We start from the raw sequence: 17,182 nt of genomic DNA on the forward strand, positions 1-17,182 counted from the left end.
TTCCGGATAAACTGTGACATCGTGGCAATGCGGCACCAAGTGCGTTCTAAAGTGGGCAGGCAGTGCAAGCAGTTAAACCCGTCGAAAACTAGGGCGTACGCCGCAGAAACACCATGAAATCCAGTGAAATCTGATCTTCCAGAACATCAGGAAAGGCCGTGATCCCGAAATCCGCGCGGGACACGCTGCCGCGGATGCGCAGAACGATCTCGGAATTGTCTTCGGGTGCGCCAACCAGCCGTTGAAAGGCGACATCCAGCGTCACCGGACGCGTCACCCCCTTGAGGGTAAGATCACCCGTCACAACGGCCCCTTTGCCTTTCGCCTTTACGGACCTGCTCAGGAAACGTGCTTCGGGATAGCGGCTGGTGTCTAAAAAATCGCCGCTTTTCAACGCCAGCGATGCAATCGGATCGAACACCCGCGCGCGCCCTGTATCGATCGTGACATCCACCGAAGACCGCCCGATGGCGCGCCATTCAATTCGGATGTCCGAGTCCTTGACGGGGAACACGCCCTTGGACGGTGTTTCGCTGGTTTTATAAAAAAACTCGACTTTTGAGCGGGTTCCATCCAACTCGTAATGTTGCAGTTCGGCCTGCGCGGTCTGCGCAAACACAAGCGTCAGGGCAAAAAGCCCGATCCAGAAAAAGCGTACCATGATCCCGACCCTACCCCATTCTGGCTCTCGACCCAGTCAAACCTCTGTGACAAAGCCGCACCCCTCGCGGAACAGCGATCCCCACAAGCGACACCTTTTGTCGCAAAGTGACACGCCGACCGGAACTTTCCTGCCAAACTCGCCCCAACAATTTAGGAGTGCTTATATGAAAACCACCACGCGCGTAGTCGTCATCGGCGGCGGAGTTGTCGGCTGTTCCGTACTGTATCACCTGACCAAGCTGGGCTGGTCCGATGTGATGCTTCTGGAGCGGTCAGAGCTGACATCCGGATCAACGTGGCACGCGGCAGGTGGATTTCATACGCTGAACGGCGATACCAATATGGCGGCCCTTCAGGGCTATACAATCAAGCTTTATAAAGAGCTGGAAGAAATCACCGGCATGTCCTGCGGGTTGCACCATGTGGGCGGCGTGACGCTGGCAGACAATCAGGAACGGTTCGACATGCTGGTTGCCGAGCGCGCCAAGCACCGGTTTATGGGCCTTGATACCGAAATCGTCACACCGGAAGAAATCAAGAAAATCGCCCCTGTCACCAATACGGACGGCATCATCGGGGGCTTGTATGATCCGCTTGATGGTCACCTTGACCCGTCCGGCACCACGCATGCCTATGCCAAGGCCGCGCGTATGGGGGGCGCAACAATTGAAACCCACTGTATGGTCAAGGAAACCAACCAGCGCCCCGATGGGACATGGGATGTTGTGACCGACAAGGGCACGATCCACGCCGAGCATATCGTCAATGCGGGCGGTCTCTGGGCGCGCGAAGTGGGGGCAATGGCAGGCGTTTACATGCCTCTGCACCCGATGGAGCATATCTATCTGGTGACGGATGAGGTGCCCATGATTGCCGAAATCATTGATGGTGGCGGCGAACACCCGCATGTGATGGACCCCGCCGGCGAAAGCTATTTGCGTCAGGAAGGGCGCGGTCTTTGTATCGGCTTTTATGAACAACCCTGTAAGCCCTGGGCGGTGGAAGGCACATCCTGGGATTTCGGGCACGAATTGCTGCCCGACAATTTCGACAAAATCGAAGATTCGATCGACTTTGCCTATAAACGGTTCCCCGCTTTGGAAGCCGCAGGCATCAAATCGTCTATCCACGGCCCCTTCACCTTTGCCCCTGACGGCAACCCGCTGGTTGGGCCAGTGCCGGGTATGCGCAACTATTGGTCGGCTTGCGGTGTTATGGCGGGCTTTTCCCAAGGGGGCGGCGTCGGCTTGATGCTTGCCCAATGGATGGTCGAAGGTGAATGCGAACGCGACACGATGGCGATGGATATCGCCCGTTTTGGCGACTGGATCACACCCGGCTATACCCTGCCCAAAGTCATCGAGAATTACCAAAAGCGCTTCTCGGTCTCTTATCCGAACGAAGAACTGCCCGCTGCGCGCCCCTTCCGCACCACGCCGATGTACGACATCTTTGACAACATGGGCGCAGTCTGGGGCGCACAATACGGGCTTGAGGTCGCGAACTATTTCGCGGAAGGCGACGAGCCACGTTTCGAAACCCCGTCTTTCCGCCGCTCGAATGCGTTCGAGGCAACCGCCCGCGAAGTAAAGGCGGTGCGCGAGGCTGTCGGCATCAACGAGACGCACAACTTTGGCAAATACCTTGTCAGTGGCGCAGGCGCGCGTGCGTGGCTGGATCGCATTATGGCCGGACGCGTTCCCAAACCGGGACGCCTGTCCCTGACGCCAATGCTCTCTCCCAAGGGGCGCCTGATCGGGGATTTCACGATTTCCTGTCTCAGTGAAACAGAGTTCCAGCTGACCGCGTCCTATGGAAGCCAGTCTTATCACATGCGCTGGTTCCAGCAGAATCTAGATGACGGTGTCGCCCTGCAAAACATTTCCGACACCCGCAACGGGTTTCAGATCGCCGGCCCAATGGCGCGTGATGTGCTTCAGGCCTGCACACGGCAAGACATCAGCGACATGAAATTCATGGACGTGCGGCGCATGACGGTTGGCATGGCGGACTGTATTGTGCAGCGGGTGTCCTACACTGGTGATCTTGGATATGAGATTTACTGTGACCTGCCCTCTCAACGTGCCCTTTGGGACGTGTTGTGGACCGCGGGACAGCCGCATGGCATGAAGCCATTTGGCATGCGGGCCATGATGTCCTTGCGTCTGGACAAGTTCTTTGGGTCATGGCTGTCCGAGTTTTCGCCTGACTATACAGCGGCAGAAACCGGTCTGGACCGCTTCATCAGCTTCAAGAAAAACACCAGCTTTATCGGTCGCGCCGCGGCAGAGGCCGAACGTGACGCCGGTGCGACCCGCAAGCTTTGCGCATTTGAAGTTGATGCGGTGGACGCCGACGTCAACGCCTATGAGCCGATCTGGCTCGACGGGGCGGTTGTGGGCTTTTGCACGTCGGGCGGATACAGCCACCATGCGCAAAAATCCATCGCGCAGGGGTTCGTCCCAACAGATCGCGCCGTTGAAGGGCTTGAGGTCGAAATCGAAATTCTCGGCTCCATGTGCAAGGCCCGCTTGATCACAACCCCGCTGTTTGACGAGGACGGATCCCGCATGCGGGGATAATCCTTCCCCCTTGGCGATGAGTTTGGCAAAATGCACCTGTTGTGGCCCTTTTCAGGGGGCTGTGACAGGTGTTTTCATTTGGAGCCGTCATGCTCAATATTCTCATCCTGGCCGCGGGAAAATCATCGCGGATGCGTGGTCGTGACAAGCTGGCCGAAGTGGTCGAAGGCGCGCCCTTGTTGCGCACCATGGCCCAACGCGCACTGGGAACAGGGTTTCCTGTCTGTGTGGTGTTGGCCCCGCATGACACGACCCGCCACAAAATGATAAGCGACCTGCCCATCGCCACCATCATCGCAAAAGACGCCGCGCGCGGCATGGCCCATTCCTTGGCCGCCGGCGTGGCCGCGTTGCCCGAGACCTGCACGGCAGCGATGGTTGTACTGGCGGATATGCCAGAGCTCACGGCGCCTGATCTGGCGCATCTGGCAACAGAATGGGCACACCTTCCCGACGACAGCATATTGCAGGCCACATCAGAAGACGGCCGCCCCGGCCATCCGGTCATATTTCCGAACACAGTCTTCGATGATTTGACGGAACTGACGGGCGATCAGGGTGCCAAGTCTGTGATCGCGACGTCACGGGACGTGTTGCACCGAATACCCCTTGCCGGACAACACGCTGTTCTGGACCTGGACACCCCTGAAGCATGGGATTCTTGGCACCGCACCCAATCCAGCACGGAATAGCCCAAGCCGGAATTTGCTATGCAGATTTCGCGAGGTTCGCCGCCATCCGCCGCCTAAGCTCATCCACGAAATACCGATAGGTCTCTTCAGAGTAATGAAACGGGGCGGATCCCCACTTGTGGTCCGGATCCACCGTTATGCGATCCGCCGGATAGCGGATCATCGCCTCTTCCCCGAAGGTAGTTTCAAGAGCATCATAGGCTTTGGCCAGATATCTATTCATCTTGTCAATTCTCTCTTGACTATAAGGCCCCGGCACCTGCGGAAAGACGAAATACAAACAGTTCACGTAGACCTTGATGCCCTTATTCGCCTTCAAAACGGCTGCAACCTTGGCCAATCCTTGCGCCCAGAGATCACGGTAGGCCATCGAGGTGTTCGACACCGCGCGTTCAGGCTTGAAGCGCGCATTTTTGGCGACCTTCCCATACTCGGCCGATAGCGTATGGGATGCGCCGTCTTCGAAAAGGTTTAGCCGAAACCGGTCATCCACCAGATCAATCACCACAGCCCCGGACGCATAATTCGCGGCCAACGCCAGAAAGGATTTATCCATATCCGCCCGCACCATGCGCTTTTGAAAAGAGGACTGGATACCGTCCAGAATATCCGTGTCGACAAGAGGCTTCCCAGCCAGAGACGCAAAACTGGTCCGCGCAAGATAGGATTTCAAATCAAAATCTTTGGCAAAGTCAAAGTCAAAAGCATCACGTGTTGCGCAACTGCCTAATATATAAACAGGGAACTGGGTCATAAAATGACTTTCCATTCGAAAAGCGTGATTTGCAATAAGACACGCCATAAATACCCGTCGCTTTCTTGGGATTCAATGACTTGTGCCTGTTTGCGAGACAGCTTTGCAAGACAGAGCCTTCTCTGAAAAACGGATCACACAGAACTTGGGTAAAACCGGTTCTTTTGTCCACTGTTTTAAAGGAAAGTAGTGGTACCCAAGGCCGGACTCGAACCGGCACGCCCGTTAAGGCGGGGGATTTTGAATCCCCTGCGTCTACCATTCCGCCACTTGGGCCCTTCAGCAGTCCTTTGAGTTCAAAGGCTTGCATCGAGGTGTTGATGCGATTTGCAGCGACGTAGTAGATTCCGTTCGCCTCGCCAACGCCGCGGAACTTAGCTGCAAACTTCACCAGTGAAAAGATCGAAAACGCACGGTTTTGCATTTTTCCGAAAGTCACCAAGTCTGCCTAGAACATCACCGCGACCAACCATAGCGTGACCGATGGAAACAGCAGCAAGATGACCACGCGTACCAGGTCTGAAACGACAAACGGCGCCACGCCCGCATAGGTGCGCGACATTGGGATGTCACCCGCTACGCCATTGATGATAAACAGGTTTAACCCAACTGGCGGGGTGATCAGACCGACTTCGACCACGATCAATGCCAGAATTCCGAACCAGATTGCGGTCTGTTCCGCACCAAGGCCAAAGTCCAGCACTTCGATCACGGGCAGAAAGATCGGCACCGTCAACAGGATCATCGACAGGCTGTCCATGACACAGCCGAACGCAAGATAGGCCAGCAACATCACGACCAGCACCATCATCGGCACAAACCCTGCCTGAGACACCCAATTTGCCAAAAGGTCGGGCGCGCGCGTCAATGCGAGGAACCCTTTGAAAAGCTCTGCGCCCAGCAGAATGAAAAAGATCATGGCCGTCGCTTTGGCCGTTTCCAGAATGGCGCTTTTGAAGCCCTCCAGATCAAGCCGACCTGCCAGAATGCCGTATAGAGCGGTCGCAACCGCCCCAAAGGCCGCGGCCTCGTTCGGTGTGAACAGGGCCTGTGGCCCCGGCTTGGCCCAGTTCCAGTCGCCGACGATGCCACCCATGGTCAATCCGAAGATAACGATCACGGGCCATGTCGCACCAAGCGTGCGCAGCCTTTCGCGAAACCCGACACGTGGCGCCGTTGTGGCGCTGTCTGGTCTCAGCCGCACATAAACCGCAACGGTGATGATATATCCCAAAGCCGCCAGAAGCCCCGGTATCAGGGCAGCCATGAACATTTTCACGATATTCTGCTCGGCCATGATGGCGTAAATCACCAGAATGATTGACGGCGGGATCAGAATGCCCAACGTGCCGCCAGCGGCCAAAACCCCCGTCGACAGAGCATCGGAATAGCCGCGCTTGCGCATTTCCGGCAGGGCCACCTGCCCCATTGTCGATGCGGTTGCCAGAGATGAGCCGCAGATCGCGCCAAATCCGGCGCAGGCCCCGACCGATGCCATGGCAATCCCGCCCTTGCGGTGGCCTAACCAATCGCTGGCCGCGCGAAACAGGGCCGCAGACATACCGGTGCGCGTTGCAAACTGCCCCATGAGCAGGAACAGCGGCACAATCGACAGGCTTTGTGTTGAAAACGTTTCATATGTCATGGTTTTCAACTGGGCCATCGGCGCATTTGGCGTGCCCAGAACGTACCAGCTTCCGAAAAAGCCCGTCATGGCCATGGCAAGCGCGATGGGAACGCGCAGGAAAATACCCACCAACATGAAGCCAAAGGCGGTCAACGCCAGCAAAAGACCACTCATACCGTGCCCTCCTGCCCGTCCAGCACCCAATTAAGGCTGCGCCATATCGTGTAAAGGGAAACGATCACAAACAGACCGGCCGCAACCAGCGCAGCGCTGTAGAGAATCCAGACTGGGATTTGCAGCTCGTAGGTGGTTTCGGGATAAAATGGTTTATAGCCCATGCCCAAAGCATCGCGCAGCGCATCACTGCCATAGGGGAACTTTTCCCCGAACCCGAGCCACAGCTGGCGCAGGATGATGACAGAGGCAATCGCAATCAGACAATCCCCAACACCCCCCAGCACGGCCTGCACACGCTTTGGCAAATGAGAGGTCAGGATATCGACGGTGACATGTCCACGTTTCAACTGACACAGCGGAAGAAACGAGAAAACCGCCAAGGCACAGCCATTGGCGACCAGCTCGTAATCCCCGGGCACCGGCCCCAGCCCGTAACCGGTAAACATACGTCCGACAATCGAGACAACGGTCATGACAGCCATCGCCGTTAACACAAGGCCACCGCCATAGGCCAACCACCGGCATGCCGCCTCGATGACGCGGCCCACTGTGTGTTCTGCTCGTTTTGCGAGTGCCATTTTCGAATTTACCCGTGCGCGACTGGCGTTTTTATGCGTTTACAGGGGGATCATCCAAGGCTGCAACCGTCTTGTGCCCATATTCAGGGCTTTGCCTTTCTCGGGGAACATGAGAAAAGCCTCGATAAGACTGTGATCCGGGGGCATCCCCGCTTTGTCCCCAACCTTCTCGAGGCAGGCACGAGAGAGATGATACAACGACTTTATAACTGGACCATGAGTCTGGCCGAGCATCCCAACGCGCTTTGGGCTTTGGCACTTGTAAGCTTTGTGGAAAGCTCATTCTTTCCCATTCCACCAGATGTGTTGATGATCCCGATGATCATTGCCCGCCCGAACCGGGCCTGGTTGATTGCGACCGTTGCATTGGTGGCGTCTGTCTTGGGCGGATTGCTGGGCTATGCGATTGGCGCCTTTGCCTTTGAACAAATTGGCCAACCTATTCTGGAAAGCCTTGGCAAAGGCGACGCTGTTGCAGAGTTCAACACGCGGTTTAACGACTTTGGTTTCTGGGCCGTGCTGGGTGCAGGCATCACGCCCTTCCCGTTCAAAGTCATCACGATCATGTCGGGGTGGACTGGTATGCCTTTGGGCGTGTTCATCGCTACATCGATTATCGCACGCGCCATCCGGTTTTACCTTGTAGCCGGTTTGTTGTGGAAATTCGGCTCACCCATTCGTGATTTCATCGAAAAACGTCTTGGGCTTGTCACCACCATCTTCTTGGTGCTTTTGTTCGGCGGATTTCTGTTGGTGAGGTACCTATGATCCTTTCGCGCCGCTTTATGATTCTTTGCCTGACCGGGTTTTCAGTTTTTTCGATCCTCGGGGCATGGTTCTTTCAATACGGCATGGGGCTCGCGCCTTGCCAGATGTGTTTCTACCAGCGCTATCCCCATTGGGTGGCGGCGTTTTTTGGGGCCTTGGCCTTTGCTTTTGGCAATCGCGTCTGGTGCTATCTGGCGGGTTTGAGCGCGCTGGCCACATCGCTAGTCGGGTTTTATCACTCTGGCATTGAACGCAAATGGTGGCTGGGGCCGGAATCCTGCACCAGCCGCGGCCAGCTCGACACCTCTAACCTGTTGAGCATGGATGGTGGCGGCGTTGCGCTGTGTGACGAAATTCCGTGGGATATTTTCGGGATCACAATGGCCAACCTCAATGCGGTTGGGTCCCTGGTTGTGGCCGGTCTCTGGATTTGGGTGGCCCATCAACCAAAAGAAGGCCGCAAGGTCTTTTAACGCCTGTAAGGCGGTCTGAACCCCGCCTTACCCTGCTTTGCGCGTGGCCAGCAAAAGGTTCGTTTCGCTGGTGCTGACGCCTTCGAACTTGCGGATGCGGCCCAGAACATCATCCAGCTCTTCCAGTGTCGCCGTTCCCAGTTCGACAATAATGTCCCAACGACCATTCGTCGAATGAATGGCGCGCACGGCTGGCAATCCGCTCAACTGACGCGTGACACGGTCTGCGCCGCGCCCTTCGATGCCGATCATCATCAGACCGCGCACCGCGTCTCGATGGGCATCCTCTTTCAATACCACGGTAAAGCCGACGATATCCCCCCGCTCGCGCAGGCGTTCAATCCGGCCCCGCACCGTTGTGCGCGACACGCCCAGAAGAATCGCGAGATCCGACAAAGACGCACGTGCATCGTGCCGTAGTGCCGAAATCAATTTTCGATCCAAATCATCCATTTTGAAACTTTACCCGTTCACTTTGATCAATTCACACCCGTAATGGACAATTTGAGGGGTGCAAATCAACACATTTCGAAATCATTTTTGTGATGACACATAATGCGGCGGACAAAACATGACCTCAAATACCTGTATCTTGATCGGAGCACCGGTGGATTCCGGCAAACGGCGTCGGGGCTGTCTGATGGGGCCAGATGCCTATCGCACGGCAGGTCTCGAAGAAAGCCTGACATCGCTTGGGCACACTGTCATCGACAAGGGCAATGTCTTCCCTGCCCCACACGACAAAGACGCGCCGGACCATCCTTTGCATGCGCTGAACGAAACCATTGGCTGGACCAAAGCGCTGAGCGATGCGGCGAATGATGCCATGTCCGAGGGATTGCCGATTTTCCTTGGCGGGGATCATGTGCTTTCGGCCGGCACAGTGCGCGGCGTGTCACAGCACGCGGCCAAGGTGGGCCGTCCTCAGTTTGTTTTGTGGCTTGATGCGCACAGTGATTACCACACACCGTCCAGTTCGGATTCCGGCAATCTTCACGGCACGCCTGTGGCCTATTTCTCGGGTGTTAAAGGCTTTGACGGGTTTCCGGATGTTCCGCATCCCGTTCCACAGGAAAACATCTGCATCATCGGCCTGCGTTCGGTCGATGACGCCGAACGGGCCGCCCTGCAAAACAGCCAGATCAATCGCCACGACATGCGCGAGATCGATGAACACGGGATCGCCCGCCCGCTGGCCGCGTTTCTGGAAAAGGTCGCTGCTGTTAACGGCATGCTGCACGTCAGCCTTGATGTCGACTTTCTGGACCCTGATGTTGCGCCCGCTGTTGGCACAACCGTTCCCGGTGGCGCAACCGTACGAGAGGCCCACCTCGTGATGGAAATGCTGCATGACTCGGGGCTTATGACATCCATGGATCTTGTGGAGCTGAACCCGTTTCTCGACACACGCGGACGTACCGCAAAAGTCATGGTCGATCTGGCAGCAAGCGCGCTGGGCCGTCGCATCTTTGATCGTCCAACGCGGAGCTATTGATGAAAACGCTTCAGGCGCCAGATGCGGTCGTGATGATCCGCCCGCATCATTTCTGTTCAAATCCGGAAACGCGCGATGACAACGCATTTCAAACCCTGTCGAACCACACGGCGACGGCCACTTCCGAGGCTGCGCGCGGAGAATTCGATATCGCCGTAAAAGTGCTGCGCAAAGCAGGCGTTCGGGTACATGTGTTTGACGACACGGGCAAAACCACACCTGACAGCGTTTTTCCGAACAACTGGTTTTCAACGCACACCGGCGGGCATGTCGCGATCTATCCGATGTTTGCACCCAACCGCAGGCTGGAGCGCCGGACCGACGTGATCGAAATGCTGAAACGCGACTATCGCGTGCAGGATGTGATTGATTATTCTGGCTTGGAACAGGATGGGCTGGCGCTGGAAGGTACCGGCGCCATGGTGCTCGATCATATTGGGCGCATTGCCTATGCGGTCCAGTCGAACCGCGCCGACCCTGTTCTGCTGGAACGGTTTTGCACCCATTTCAACTATGAGCCCATCGCCTTTGAGGCGCGCGACGCCCAAGGCAGAGATGTCTATCACACCAATGTGCTGATGGGCATCGGGACGGACTATGCCCAGATCTGTCTGGACATGATTGTGGATGCGCACCGACGCGCCACCGTCGCCCAGCGTCTCGAAGAAAGCGGGCGGCAGGTCATCGATCTGACCCACGCGCAAATCGGCGAATTTGCAGGAAACGCAATCGAGCTGACCGGAGACCGGCGCGTTTTGGCTTTATCCTCGCGTGCACTGCGATGCCTGCGGCCCGAACAATTGGCCGTGATTGAAAAAACAGCCCAGCCCTTGCCGCTGGACATTCCCACGATTGAAACTGCAGGCGGCTCTGTCCGCTGCATGCTGGCGGGCATCCATCTGACCCGTCGCACCGAAAGGAGCCTCTGATGAACACCCCCTCCGAAAAAGCACTCGTCCCTTTTGTCAGCGTCGACAACATGATGCGCCTGATTCACCACATCGGCGTGGAACAGATGCTTCGTGATCTGGCCGACTATATCGAAGATGATTTCAAACGTTGGGAGCTGTTCGACAAAACCCCGCGTGTGGCATCGCATTCCGATGTGGGGGTTATCGAGCTGATGCCAACATCCGATGGCGAGGCCTATGGTTTCAAATATGTGAACGGCCACCCCAAGAACACAGCAGAAGGTCTTCAAACGGTGACGGCCTTTGGCCTGCTGGCAGATGTCTATACCGGCTATCCCGTGTTGTTGACCGAGATGACAATCCTGACCGCGCTGCGCACGGCGGCCACATCAGCAATGGTGGCTAAGCATCTGGCCCCAAAGGGATCTGATACAATGGCCATGATCGGAAACGGCGCACAATCCGAGTTCCAGAGCCTCGCCATGAAGGCCATTCTCGGGCTCAAGACAGTCCGGCTATATGACAAAGACCGGGCTGCTTCGGAAAAATGTGCTGCGAACCTTGCGGGCAGCGGTCTTGAAACCGTGATCTGCGCATCGCCGGAAGAAGCCATCGAGGGCGCGCAGATTTTGACAACCTGCACCGCAGACAAGCAATGCGCGACGATCCTGACCGACAACATGGTCGGAAGCGGCGTGCATATCAACGCCATCGGCGGTGACTGTCCTGGCAAAACCGAACTTGCAAAGGGTATCCTTGAACGCTCGGATGTCTTTGTTGAATTCCCGCCTCAAACACGCGTCGAGGGCGAGATCCAGCAGATGGACGATGACTTCGCGGTGACCGAGCTTTGGCAGGTTATTCTGGGGCAAAAGGACGGCCGCACCAGCGATCGCCAGATCACCCTGTTCGACAGTGTCGGTTTCGCCATCGAAGACTTTAGCGCGTTGCGCTATGTGCGCGACAAGGTCCGCGATACAGAGTTCCATTATGATCTGGATCTGCTGGCCGATCCGGATGATCCACGCGATCTGTTCGGTATGCTGCAACGCGCAGGCTAGGACGTGGGGGCACCGCCCCCACATTTGCCCCACTCACATGATCTAGGCATCAAGCACGGCGTCCCAATACAGGAAATCCACCCAGCTTTCGTGAAGATAGTTCGGGGGGAACCGGCGCCCCATGTTGCGCAACTCTTCCGATTTGGGTTGGCGCGGGGGCTTGCGAAGGTTCATGCCCGCCCTGCGCAGGGATTTCGAACCTTTTTTCAGGTTACAGGGGCTGCAGGCCGCCACTACGTTTTGCCAGCTGGTAATACCACCCGCGGCACGCGGCACCACGTGATCAAAGGTCAAATCCCCCTTGCTGCCGCAGTACTGACAGCGAAATTCATCCCTCAAAAATAAATTAAAGCGCGTGAATGCCACGCGCCTTTGAGGTTTTACATAATCTTTGAGGACAACCACGCTGGGGATCCTGATTTCGGTCGAGGGGCTTCGGACCACATGGTCATATTCCGCAACGATATCGACCCTGTCCATATAGGCCGCCTTGACCGCATCCTGCCATGGCCAAAGCGAAAGCGGGTAATAAGATAAGGGTCGGTAATCTGCGTTCAGCACCAGCGCCGGGTGATGTCGGGCTCCGGCGGGTTGCCTTACGAAATCTGTCCTGAAGTCTCCGTCCATAGTGCGAGTCGTCCTCTGCCTCGTCTGCCTGATTGTGAGCATCGAGGCGGGTTCCCGCCCCATCCTGTATCTTTCACTATATATCGTGGCTTACGTCTGGCAAGCCTCACGATATATGCACGCAAGAAAAGAGCTAGGATGATTCCGTAACGCACATATGACAGGCGCTGGTGTTTGAGGCGGACACAGGATCAGGGGCGAATACAAAAAAGCCGGTCGCTTTTCTCAAGCGCCGGCCCTGTTTGTTTTATTGACTTCAGAAGGGTTTAGAACTTCACACCCTTGGTGCCAAATGTTTTGGACAGTGCAATGGTGACCCGTGGATCATCCTGCGCAATCATGGTGCCAATGCCAAAACGGCCTATGGCATTGCTTACGTTGGCATCCACCGAAAATCCGGAGTTGCCAAAGTTATAACGCACGCCAGCCGCCCATGTCGGCTCGTCATTGTCCATGCCGACAGGTGTCACCTCACCGATCAACTCGAGATCCTCGGTCACGGCATAGTTCAGGCCAAGACCCAGTCCGGCCAACTCGGTATTACCCCATGTGGCAACTTTGGGAGAGACGTTCAAAGTCATCCGGCTGTTGGCTTTGTAGGACCCAAGCAGGTCAACAAAGAACACCCCGATGCCGCCAACGCCGCTCTCGATCTGACGACCGTACAACATACGCGCGCTCAGCGAGAAAGGATCACCGTTGTTTTGATCCATAAAGCGCAGCTTTGGACCCACCATATAGCGGGGCTTGGTTGTTGGAACGATCCCGCCTGGCGCAGTTGTGTTGTCCGAATATTGCTCAAACGCCAGCTGGATTTCGAAATCACGATCCGGGCTAAACGACAGCAGGCCACCTGCGTTACTGTCCTGTCCGCCCCAAGCGCTAAAGTGGAATGTGCCGGGCTCCAGAACATCCGCAGTTCCAAGCGTAAAGCCGTCTTTTTGCAGGTTGGCCTGATGCTGTGTTACAGGGTTCGGTGTGCCGCGATAGGTATCGGGCTTGTTCGCACCCGGCGTATACACAAGGCGCAAACCTGCGAGAACACGGTCCCCGTCGGGCCAGTGAGTCAGAATGCTGGTGGCGGGCGTATAGCCAACACCGTTGGTGACATAGCCTTCCAGCCCGACCTTGGGAGATACGTTATACCGTCCGCCCACGGTCCATACCGGTGTCGATTCATAGGTGGCGGTATTGGAAATGGTGTTTTCGCCGCTGACTGGAGTGTCGACCGACCCAAAGAACGCCAGTCGCTCGGAAGGCTTATAGCTCACACCCGCGCCAATGCTCGCGATTGTGCCATAAAACTGCGCGCCGTTCACAGTGTCGGGAAACACCGAAACCGACGGTGTCAGGTGAAACTGCAGCTGGTTGGAAGCGCGGAACGTGATTGGCGCCTTGATCGACCCCGCCAGTACGTTGTTGCTTTTGCCGCCCCAAAGCTGGGACTCGAGGGTAAAGAAGTTCTCAATCGAGGCTTGAGCCGCAATCGCAACCCGTCCGCTGTCATAAAGTTGGTATTTGCCCCAGAGCGCCCCCAGATGGGTGATGAAATCAGGGAAGCTGCCGTTAATCGGGTCAACGGTGGGATCCTGATAGGAATGGATATCCAGACCAAAGCTGAAGCGATCATTCAGAGCATAGCTGCCACCGCCAAAATACAGCTGGTTACCCGTTGCAACACCGCCGCTTGGGTCGGTTTGAATTGTACCAACGTCTAGCTCGATCGTGCCTGCCGGATTCATGTTGGCGGTTTCAAACGAGAAGATACGCGTCGGGTGGTTATGAAGCGGCACGGTAGATTGCTGGGACACCGCCTGTGTTGCACTGGCGCCCCCGAGCAGCAATGCACCCAAAGGGGCTGCAAAACGGGCCTGCTTAATGAATTCTTTTGAAAAAGGGGCCACATCGAACTCCATTTTGTAATAACGTTGGTTTGAAATGTTTATAGGGTCATCAACGGGTTTCTGCGAAAACCTATTTTGAAAAAAGCCCAGTTTTTGCAATCTGGGCTTTCAATTGTGCACAAAATACCACGCAATTACAGGCCGAGCTTGTCCCGCATAAAGGCAAGAGCCACAGAAAGACCGTCCGGTGCGATACCGTGCGCGGTGCCTTTCATGATGTGGGCGTAAACATCCGTGAACCCTGCGTTTTGAAGGGCTTCGGCGGCTTCCGGCAAGGATTGCGGCGGTACGACGTCATCCGCGTCACCATGAACCAGCAGCACGGGCGGCTTGCTGATCGCTTCGTCGGCCAGAAGATCGGGATGCAACAAACGCCCCGAGAAGGCAACAATACCGGCAACTTCGTCTTCGCGGCGCGGTGCCACATGCAGGCTCATCATTGTGCCCTGGCTGAACCCGAACAGGACAACCTGTTCCGGCAAAACATCCTCGTCCACCATCACCGCATCAAGAAACGCATTCAGGTCTTCGACGGCTGATTGCATGCCGCGCATCGATTCTTCTTCTGACGATCCATCAATCCAAGGGATCGGGAACCACTGGTATCCCCCGAACGGCATACCAGGAACGCTTTCGGGTGCATCGGGCGACAGAAACAGCGTGTCCGGCAAATGTTCACTCAGAGGGTCGGCCAGACCAAGAAGATCCGCGCCATTGGCCCCATAGCCGTGCAGAAAAATCACCACGGAACGGGTGGTGCCGGATTTTGGCTCTTTGCGGCCTGTTGTTAAAACGCGAGTCATCGGAGTCCTTCCCTGTCCTTTGCCACTCTGTAGTAGGCCCAGAGCGCACGCGCCGCAACCGATCGCCACGGCGACCAGTCTTCGGCCATTTGACGCAGTTCCTTTTCGGAAGGGCGTTTGTCCATTTCAAACAGGATGCGCGCCGCCTCTTGCAAGGCCAGATCCCCCGGCGCAAACACGTCTGCCCGTCCCAAGCTGAACATGGCATAAACTTCTGCGGTCCATGCTCCGATGCCCGGAACTTCGGTCAAGATCCTGATGACCTGATCGCTGGGCAGATCACGCAAGGCTTTGAAATCAATGCGCGCTTCTGCCAGAGCCCGTGAATAGCGGATTTTTTGACGACTCAAACCACACGCGCGCAACTCGTCATCGCTGGCCCACATGATTTTGCGCGGGCCGGTCAAACGCGCCTCTTTCAAACGGCCCCAGATCGCGTTTGCCGACGCAACGCTGACCTGTTGACTCATGATAGCGCTTAAAAGTTGGGCAAACCCGTCAGGCCGCAAACGCAAGGGCAACGGCCCCGTCGCCCCAAGCGCAGGCCCAAATCGCGGGTCATGTGCGACCAGCCATTCAGCGCCTTCTGCGACGCAGTCTGATGTTTCGATAACGCGCCCGATCATAAGGATCTCCTTTCAGGCCACACAGCCACAGCCAGAGCCGACTGGCAAGATACAAACCCGGCAACGGCGTCCCGTCAGAAGTAAACATGTGCAGTGTACGATGCCGGATTAGAAACCGGTCTCAGAGCAAAGATTTCAATGATTAGTGAAATTGTGAAGTAACTTCGCAACAAATCGTCCCCGCGCCTCTTTCCTTCCCCTGAAAACGGGACTAGCCATTTCGCATGATCCATGCCGTTGATGACACCCGCGCCAAACGCACCGTAATCATTCTTGTGCTTGCACAAGCGTTTCTGGGTGCGCAGATGCCCATGATTTTCACCATTGGTGGGCTTGCAGGACAATCGCTTGCGTCCAATATCTGTTTCGCGACGCTGCCGATATCGCTGATCGTTGTGGGATCGATGCTTACTGCGACACCTCTGTCGACGTTCATGCAGCGTTATGGCCGGCGCGCCGGTTTCATGGTCGGCACTCTGGGCGGTGCGCTGGGCGCGGCGATCGGGGCTTATGGTCTGTATCTGAACAGTTTTCCCGTCTTCCTGCTCGGCAGTCTTTTGACCGGCGTCTATATGAGCGCGCAAGGGTTTTACCGTTTTGCAGCGGCTGACACGGCCTCTGATGACTTTCGCCCAAAGGCGATTTCCTATGTGATGGCTGGCGGTCTTGCATCTGCCATCATCGGACCACAGCTGGTCAAAGTGACGTCACAGGCCATGGTGATCCCGTTTCTCGGGGCCTATCTGGCTGTGATCGTGATCAACGTCATTGGCTCGGCTCTATTCCTGTTTCTGGACATCCCCACACCCGAAGCCCCAAGCGAAGACGCCCCCAAAGGACGCAGCCGCTGGGAGCTGATCAAGACGCCGCGCATTGCCGTGGCCGTGATCTGCGCGATGGTGTCTTATGCATTGATGAACCTTGTGATGACCTCGACCCCGCTGGCGGTTGTCGGATGCGGGTTCGAACAAAACAGCGCCGCCGACGTGGTGACCGCGCACGTCTTGGCGATGTTTGTACCGTCGTTCTTTACCGGCCACCTGATCGCGCGTTTCGGAGTAGAAAAGATCGTTGCAGCGGGTCTTTTGATCCTTGCCAGTGCGGGGGCCGTGGCGTTGCAGGGTGTCGAGCTTGAGAACTTCTTTATCGCGCTGATCCTGTTGGGCGTGGGCTGGAACTTTGGCTTTATTGGCGCAACAACCATGTTGGCCGGGGCGCACGAGCCGTCCGAACGCGGCCGCATGCAAGGCATGAACGATGTGATTGTCTTTGGTGGGGTGACTTTTGCATCGCTCGCATCGGGTGGATTGATGAACTGCTCGGGTGGGGATGCGGCAACCGGATGGGCCTCGGTCAATCTGGCGATGGCCCCTTTCCTGATGCTGGCCGGTGGCGCACTGATCTGGCTGGTCCTGCGTCCTGAAGAAGACTAGGCAGCGCG

17 protein-coding genes and 1 tRNA gene are annotated in these 17,182 nt (G+C 56.5%); 8 read left to right on the forward strand and 10 right to left on the reverse strand.

Going from position 1 to position 17,182, the window contains the following annotated elements; translation table 11 throughout:
- Positions 1-88 precede the first annotated feature (88 nt).
- Complete coding sequence (locus PH7735_RS09285; protein ID WP_058310965.1) at positions 89-661, reverse strand: YceI family protein; 573 nt, start codon at positions 659-661, stop codon at positions 89-91.
- A 166-nt stretch (positions 662-827) separates the two neighbouring features.
- On the opposite strand from PH7735_RS09285, the gene PH7735_RS09290 reads away from it, so the two are divergent.
- Both PH7735_RS09290 and PH7735_RS09295 read left to right on the forward strand, forming a co-directional pair.
- Positions 828-3,245 (forward strand): GcvT family protein, encoded by a 2,418-nt coding sequence (locus PH7735_RS09290; RefSeq protein ID WP_058310966.1) that lies wholly within the window; start codon positions 828-830, stop codon positions 3,243-3,245.
- Between the two features lie 89 nt (positions 3,246-3,334).
- Complete coding sequence (locus PH7735_RS09295) at positions 3,335-3,937, forward strand: nucleotidyltransferase family protein (RefSeq protein WP_058310967.1); 603 nt, start codon at positions 3,335-3,337, stop codon at positions 3,935-3,937.
- A 16-nt stretch (positions 3,938-3,953) separates the two neighbouring features.
- Here the strand turns inward: PH7735_RS09295 and PH7735_RS09300 are convergent, their stop codons facing one another.
- The 4 genes from PH7735_RS09300 to PH7735_RS09315 form a co-directional block, all read right to left on the reverse strand.
- Entirely contained in the window at positions 3,954-4,691 is a 738-nt protein-coding gene (locus tag PH7735_RS09300) for a DUF6270 domain-containing protein (RefSeq protein ID WP_058310968.1), read from the reverse strand.
- 190 nt (positions 4,692-4,881) lie between these two features.
- Positions 4,882-4,967: transfer RNA gene (locus PH7735_RS09305), tRNA-Leu, on the reverse strand.
- A gap of 172 nt (positions 4,968-5,139) precedes the next feature.
- The gene (locus PH7735_RS09310; RefSeq protein WP_058310969.1) at positions 5,140-6,492 is read right to left on the reverse strand and encodes a TRAP transporter large permease; all 1,353 of its coding nucleotides are present in this window, start codon (positions 6,490-6,492) and stop codon (positions 5,140-5,142) included.
- Complete coding sequence (locus PH7735_RS09315) at positions 6,489-7,073, reverse strand: TRAP transporter small permease (protein WP_082645167.1); 585 nt, start codon at positions 7,071-7,073, stop codon at positions 6,489-6,491. The genes PH7735_RS09310 and PH7735_RS09315 overlap by 4 nt, the downstream gene beginning before the upstream one ends.
- 189 nt (positions 7,074-7,262) lie before the next feature.
- Between PH7735_RS09315 and PH7735_RS09320 the strand changes: the two genes are divergently transcribed.
- Together PH7735_RS09320 and PH7735_RS09325 are read left to right on the forward strand one after the other, a co-directional pair.
- On the forward strand, positions 7,263-7,841 hold the full coding sequence (locus PH7735_RS09320; RefSeq protein ID WP_058310971.1) for a YqaA family protein: 579 nt from the start codon (positions 7,263-7,265) through the stop codon (positions 7,839-7,841).
- Entirely contained in the window at positions 7,838-8,314 is a 477-nt protein-coding gene (locus PH7735_RS09325; protein WP_058310972.1) for a disulfide bond formation protein B, read from the forward strand. The genes PH7735_RS09320 and PH7735_RS09325 overlap by 4 nt, the downstream gene beginning before the upstream one ends.
- 27 nt (positions 8,315-8,341) lie before the next feature.
- Here PH7735_RS09325 and PH7735_RS09330 read toward each other — a convergent pair whose 3' ends face one another.
- Positions 8,342-8,767: an Lrp/AsnC family transcriptional regulator gene (locus tag PH7735_RS09330; RefSeq protein WP_058310973.1), complete on the reverse strand. Its 426-nt coding sequence runs from the start codon at positions 8,765-8,767 to the stop codon at positions 8,342-8,344.
- A 118-nt stretch (positions 8,768-8,885) separates the two neighbouring features.
- Between PH7735_RS09330 and rocF the strand changes: the two genes are divergently transcribed.
- Genes rocF through ocd form a run of 3 tightly spaced genes read left to right on the forward strand, consistent with a single transcriptional unit; the run spans position 8,886 to position 11,781 of the window.
- Positions 8,886-9,809, forward strand: coding sequence for an arginase (gene rocF, locus PH7735_RS09335; protein WP_058310974.1), 924 nt, complete (start codon positions 8,886-8,888; stop codon positions 9,807-9,809).
- Entirely contained in the window at positions 9,809-10,738 is a 930-nt protein-coding gene (gene ctlX / locus PH7735_RS09340; RefSeq protein ID WP_058310975.1) for a citrulline utilization hydrolase CtlX, read from the forward strand. The genes rocF and ctlX overlap by 1 nt, the downstream gene beginning before the upstream one ends.
- Positions 10,738-11,781 (forward strand): ornithine cyclodeaminase, encoded by a 1,044-nt coding sequence (ocd, locus tag PH7735_RS09345; protein WP_058310976.1) that lies wholly within the window; start codon positions 10,738-10,740, stop codon positions 11,779-11,781. Before ctlX ends, ocd begins: the two co-directional genes overlap by 1 nt.
- 42 nt (positions 11,782-11,823) lie before the next feature.
- Here the strand turns inward: ocd and PH7735_RS09350 are convergent, their stop codons facing one another.
- The 4 genes from PH7735_RS09350 to PH7735_RS09365 form a co-directional block, all read right to left on the reverse strand.
- Positions 11,824-12,408, reverse strand: a complete 585-nt coding sequence (locus PH7735_RS09350; protein ID WP_058311220.1) for an HNH endonuclease — start codon at positions 12,406-12,408, stop codon at positions 11,824-11,826.
- A gap of 266 nt (positions 12,409-12,674) precedes the next feature.
- Positions 12,675-14,312: a hypothetical protein gene (locus tag PH7735_RS09355; RefSeq protein WP_145865290.1), complete on the reverse strand. Its 1,638-nt coding sequence runs from the start codon at positions 14,310-14,312 to the stop codon at positions 12,675-12,677.
- A 134-nt stretch (positions 14,313-14,446) separates the two neighbouring features.
- Positions 14,447-15,115 carry an alpha/beta hydrolase gene (locus PH7735_RS09360; protein WP_058310978.1) on the reverse strand — a complete coding sequence of 223 codons (669 nt, stop codon included), beginning with the start codon at positions 15,113-15,115 and terminating at the stop codon, positions 14,447-14,449.
- Positions 15,112-15,741: a DNA-3-methyladenine glycosylase family protein gene (locus PH7735_RS09365; RefSeq protein WP_058310979.1), complete on the reverse strand. Its 630-nt coding sequence runs from the start codon at positions 15,739-15,741 to the stop codon at positions 15,112-15,114. Before PH7735_RS09365 ends, PH7735_RS09360 begins: the two co-directional genes overlap by 4 nt.
- A gap of 224 nt (positions 15,742-15,965) precedes the next feature.
- On the opposite strand from PH7735_RS09365, the gene PH7735_RS09370 reads away from it, so the two are divergent.
- Positions 15,966-17,174: an MFS transporter gene (locus tag PH7735_RS09370; protein ID WP_058310980.1), complete on the forward strand. Its 1,209-nt coding sequence runs from the start codon at positions 15,966-15,968 to the stop codon at positions 17,172-17,174.
- Positions 17,175-17,182: the final 8 nt, after the last annotated feature.

This window comes from Shimia thalassica (assembly GCF_001458215.1).
Classification (GTDB): Bacteria; Pseudomonadota; Alphaproteobacteria; order Rhodobacterales; family Rhodobacteraceae; genus Shimia; species Shimia thalassica.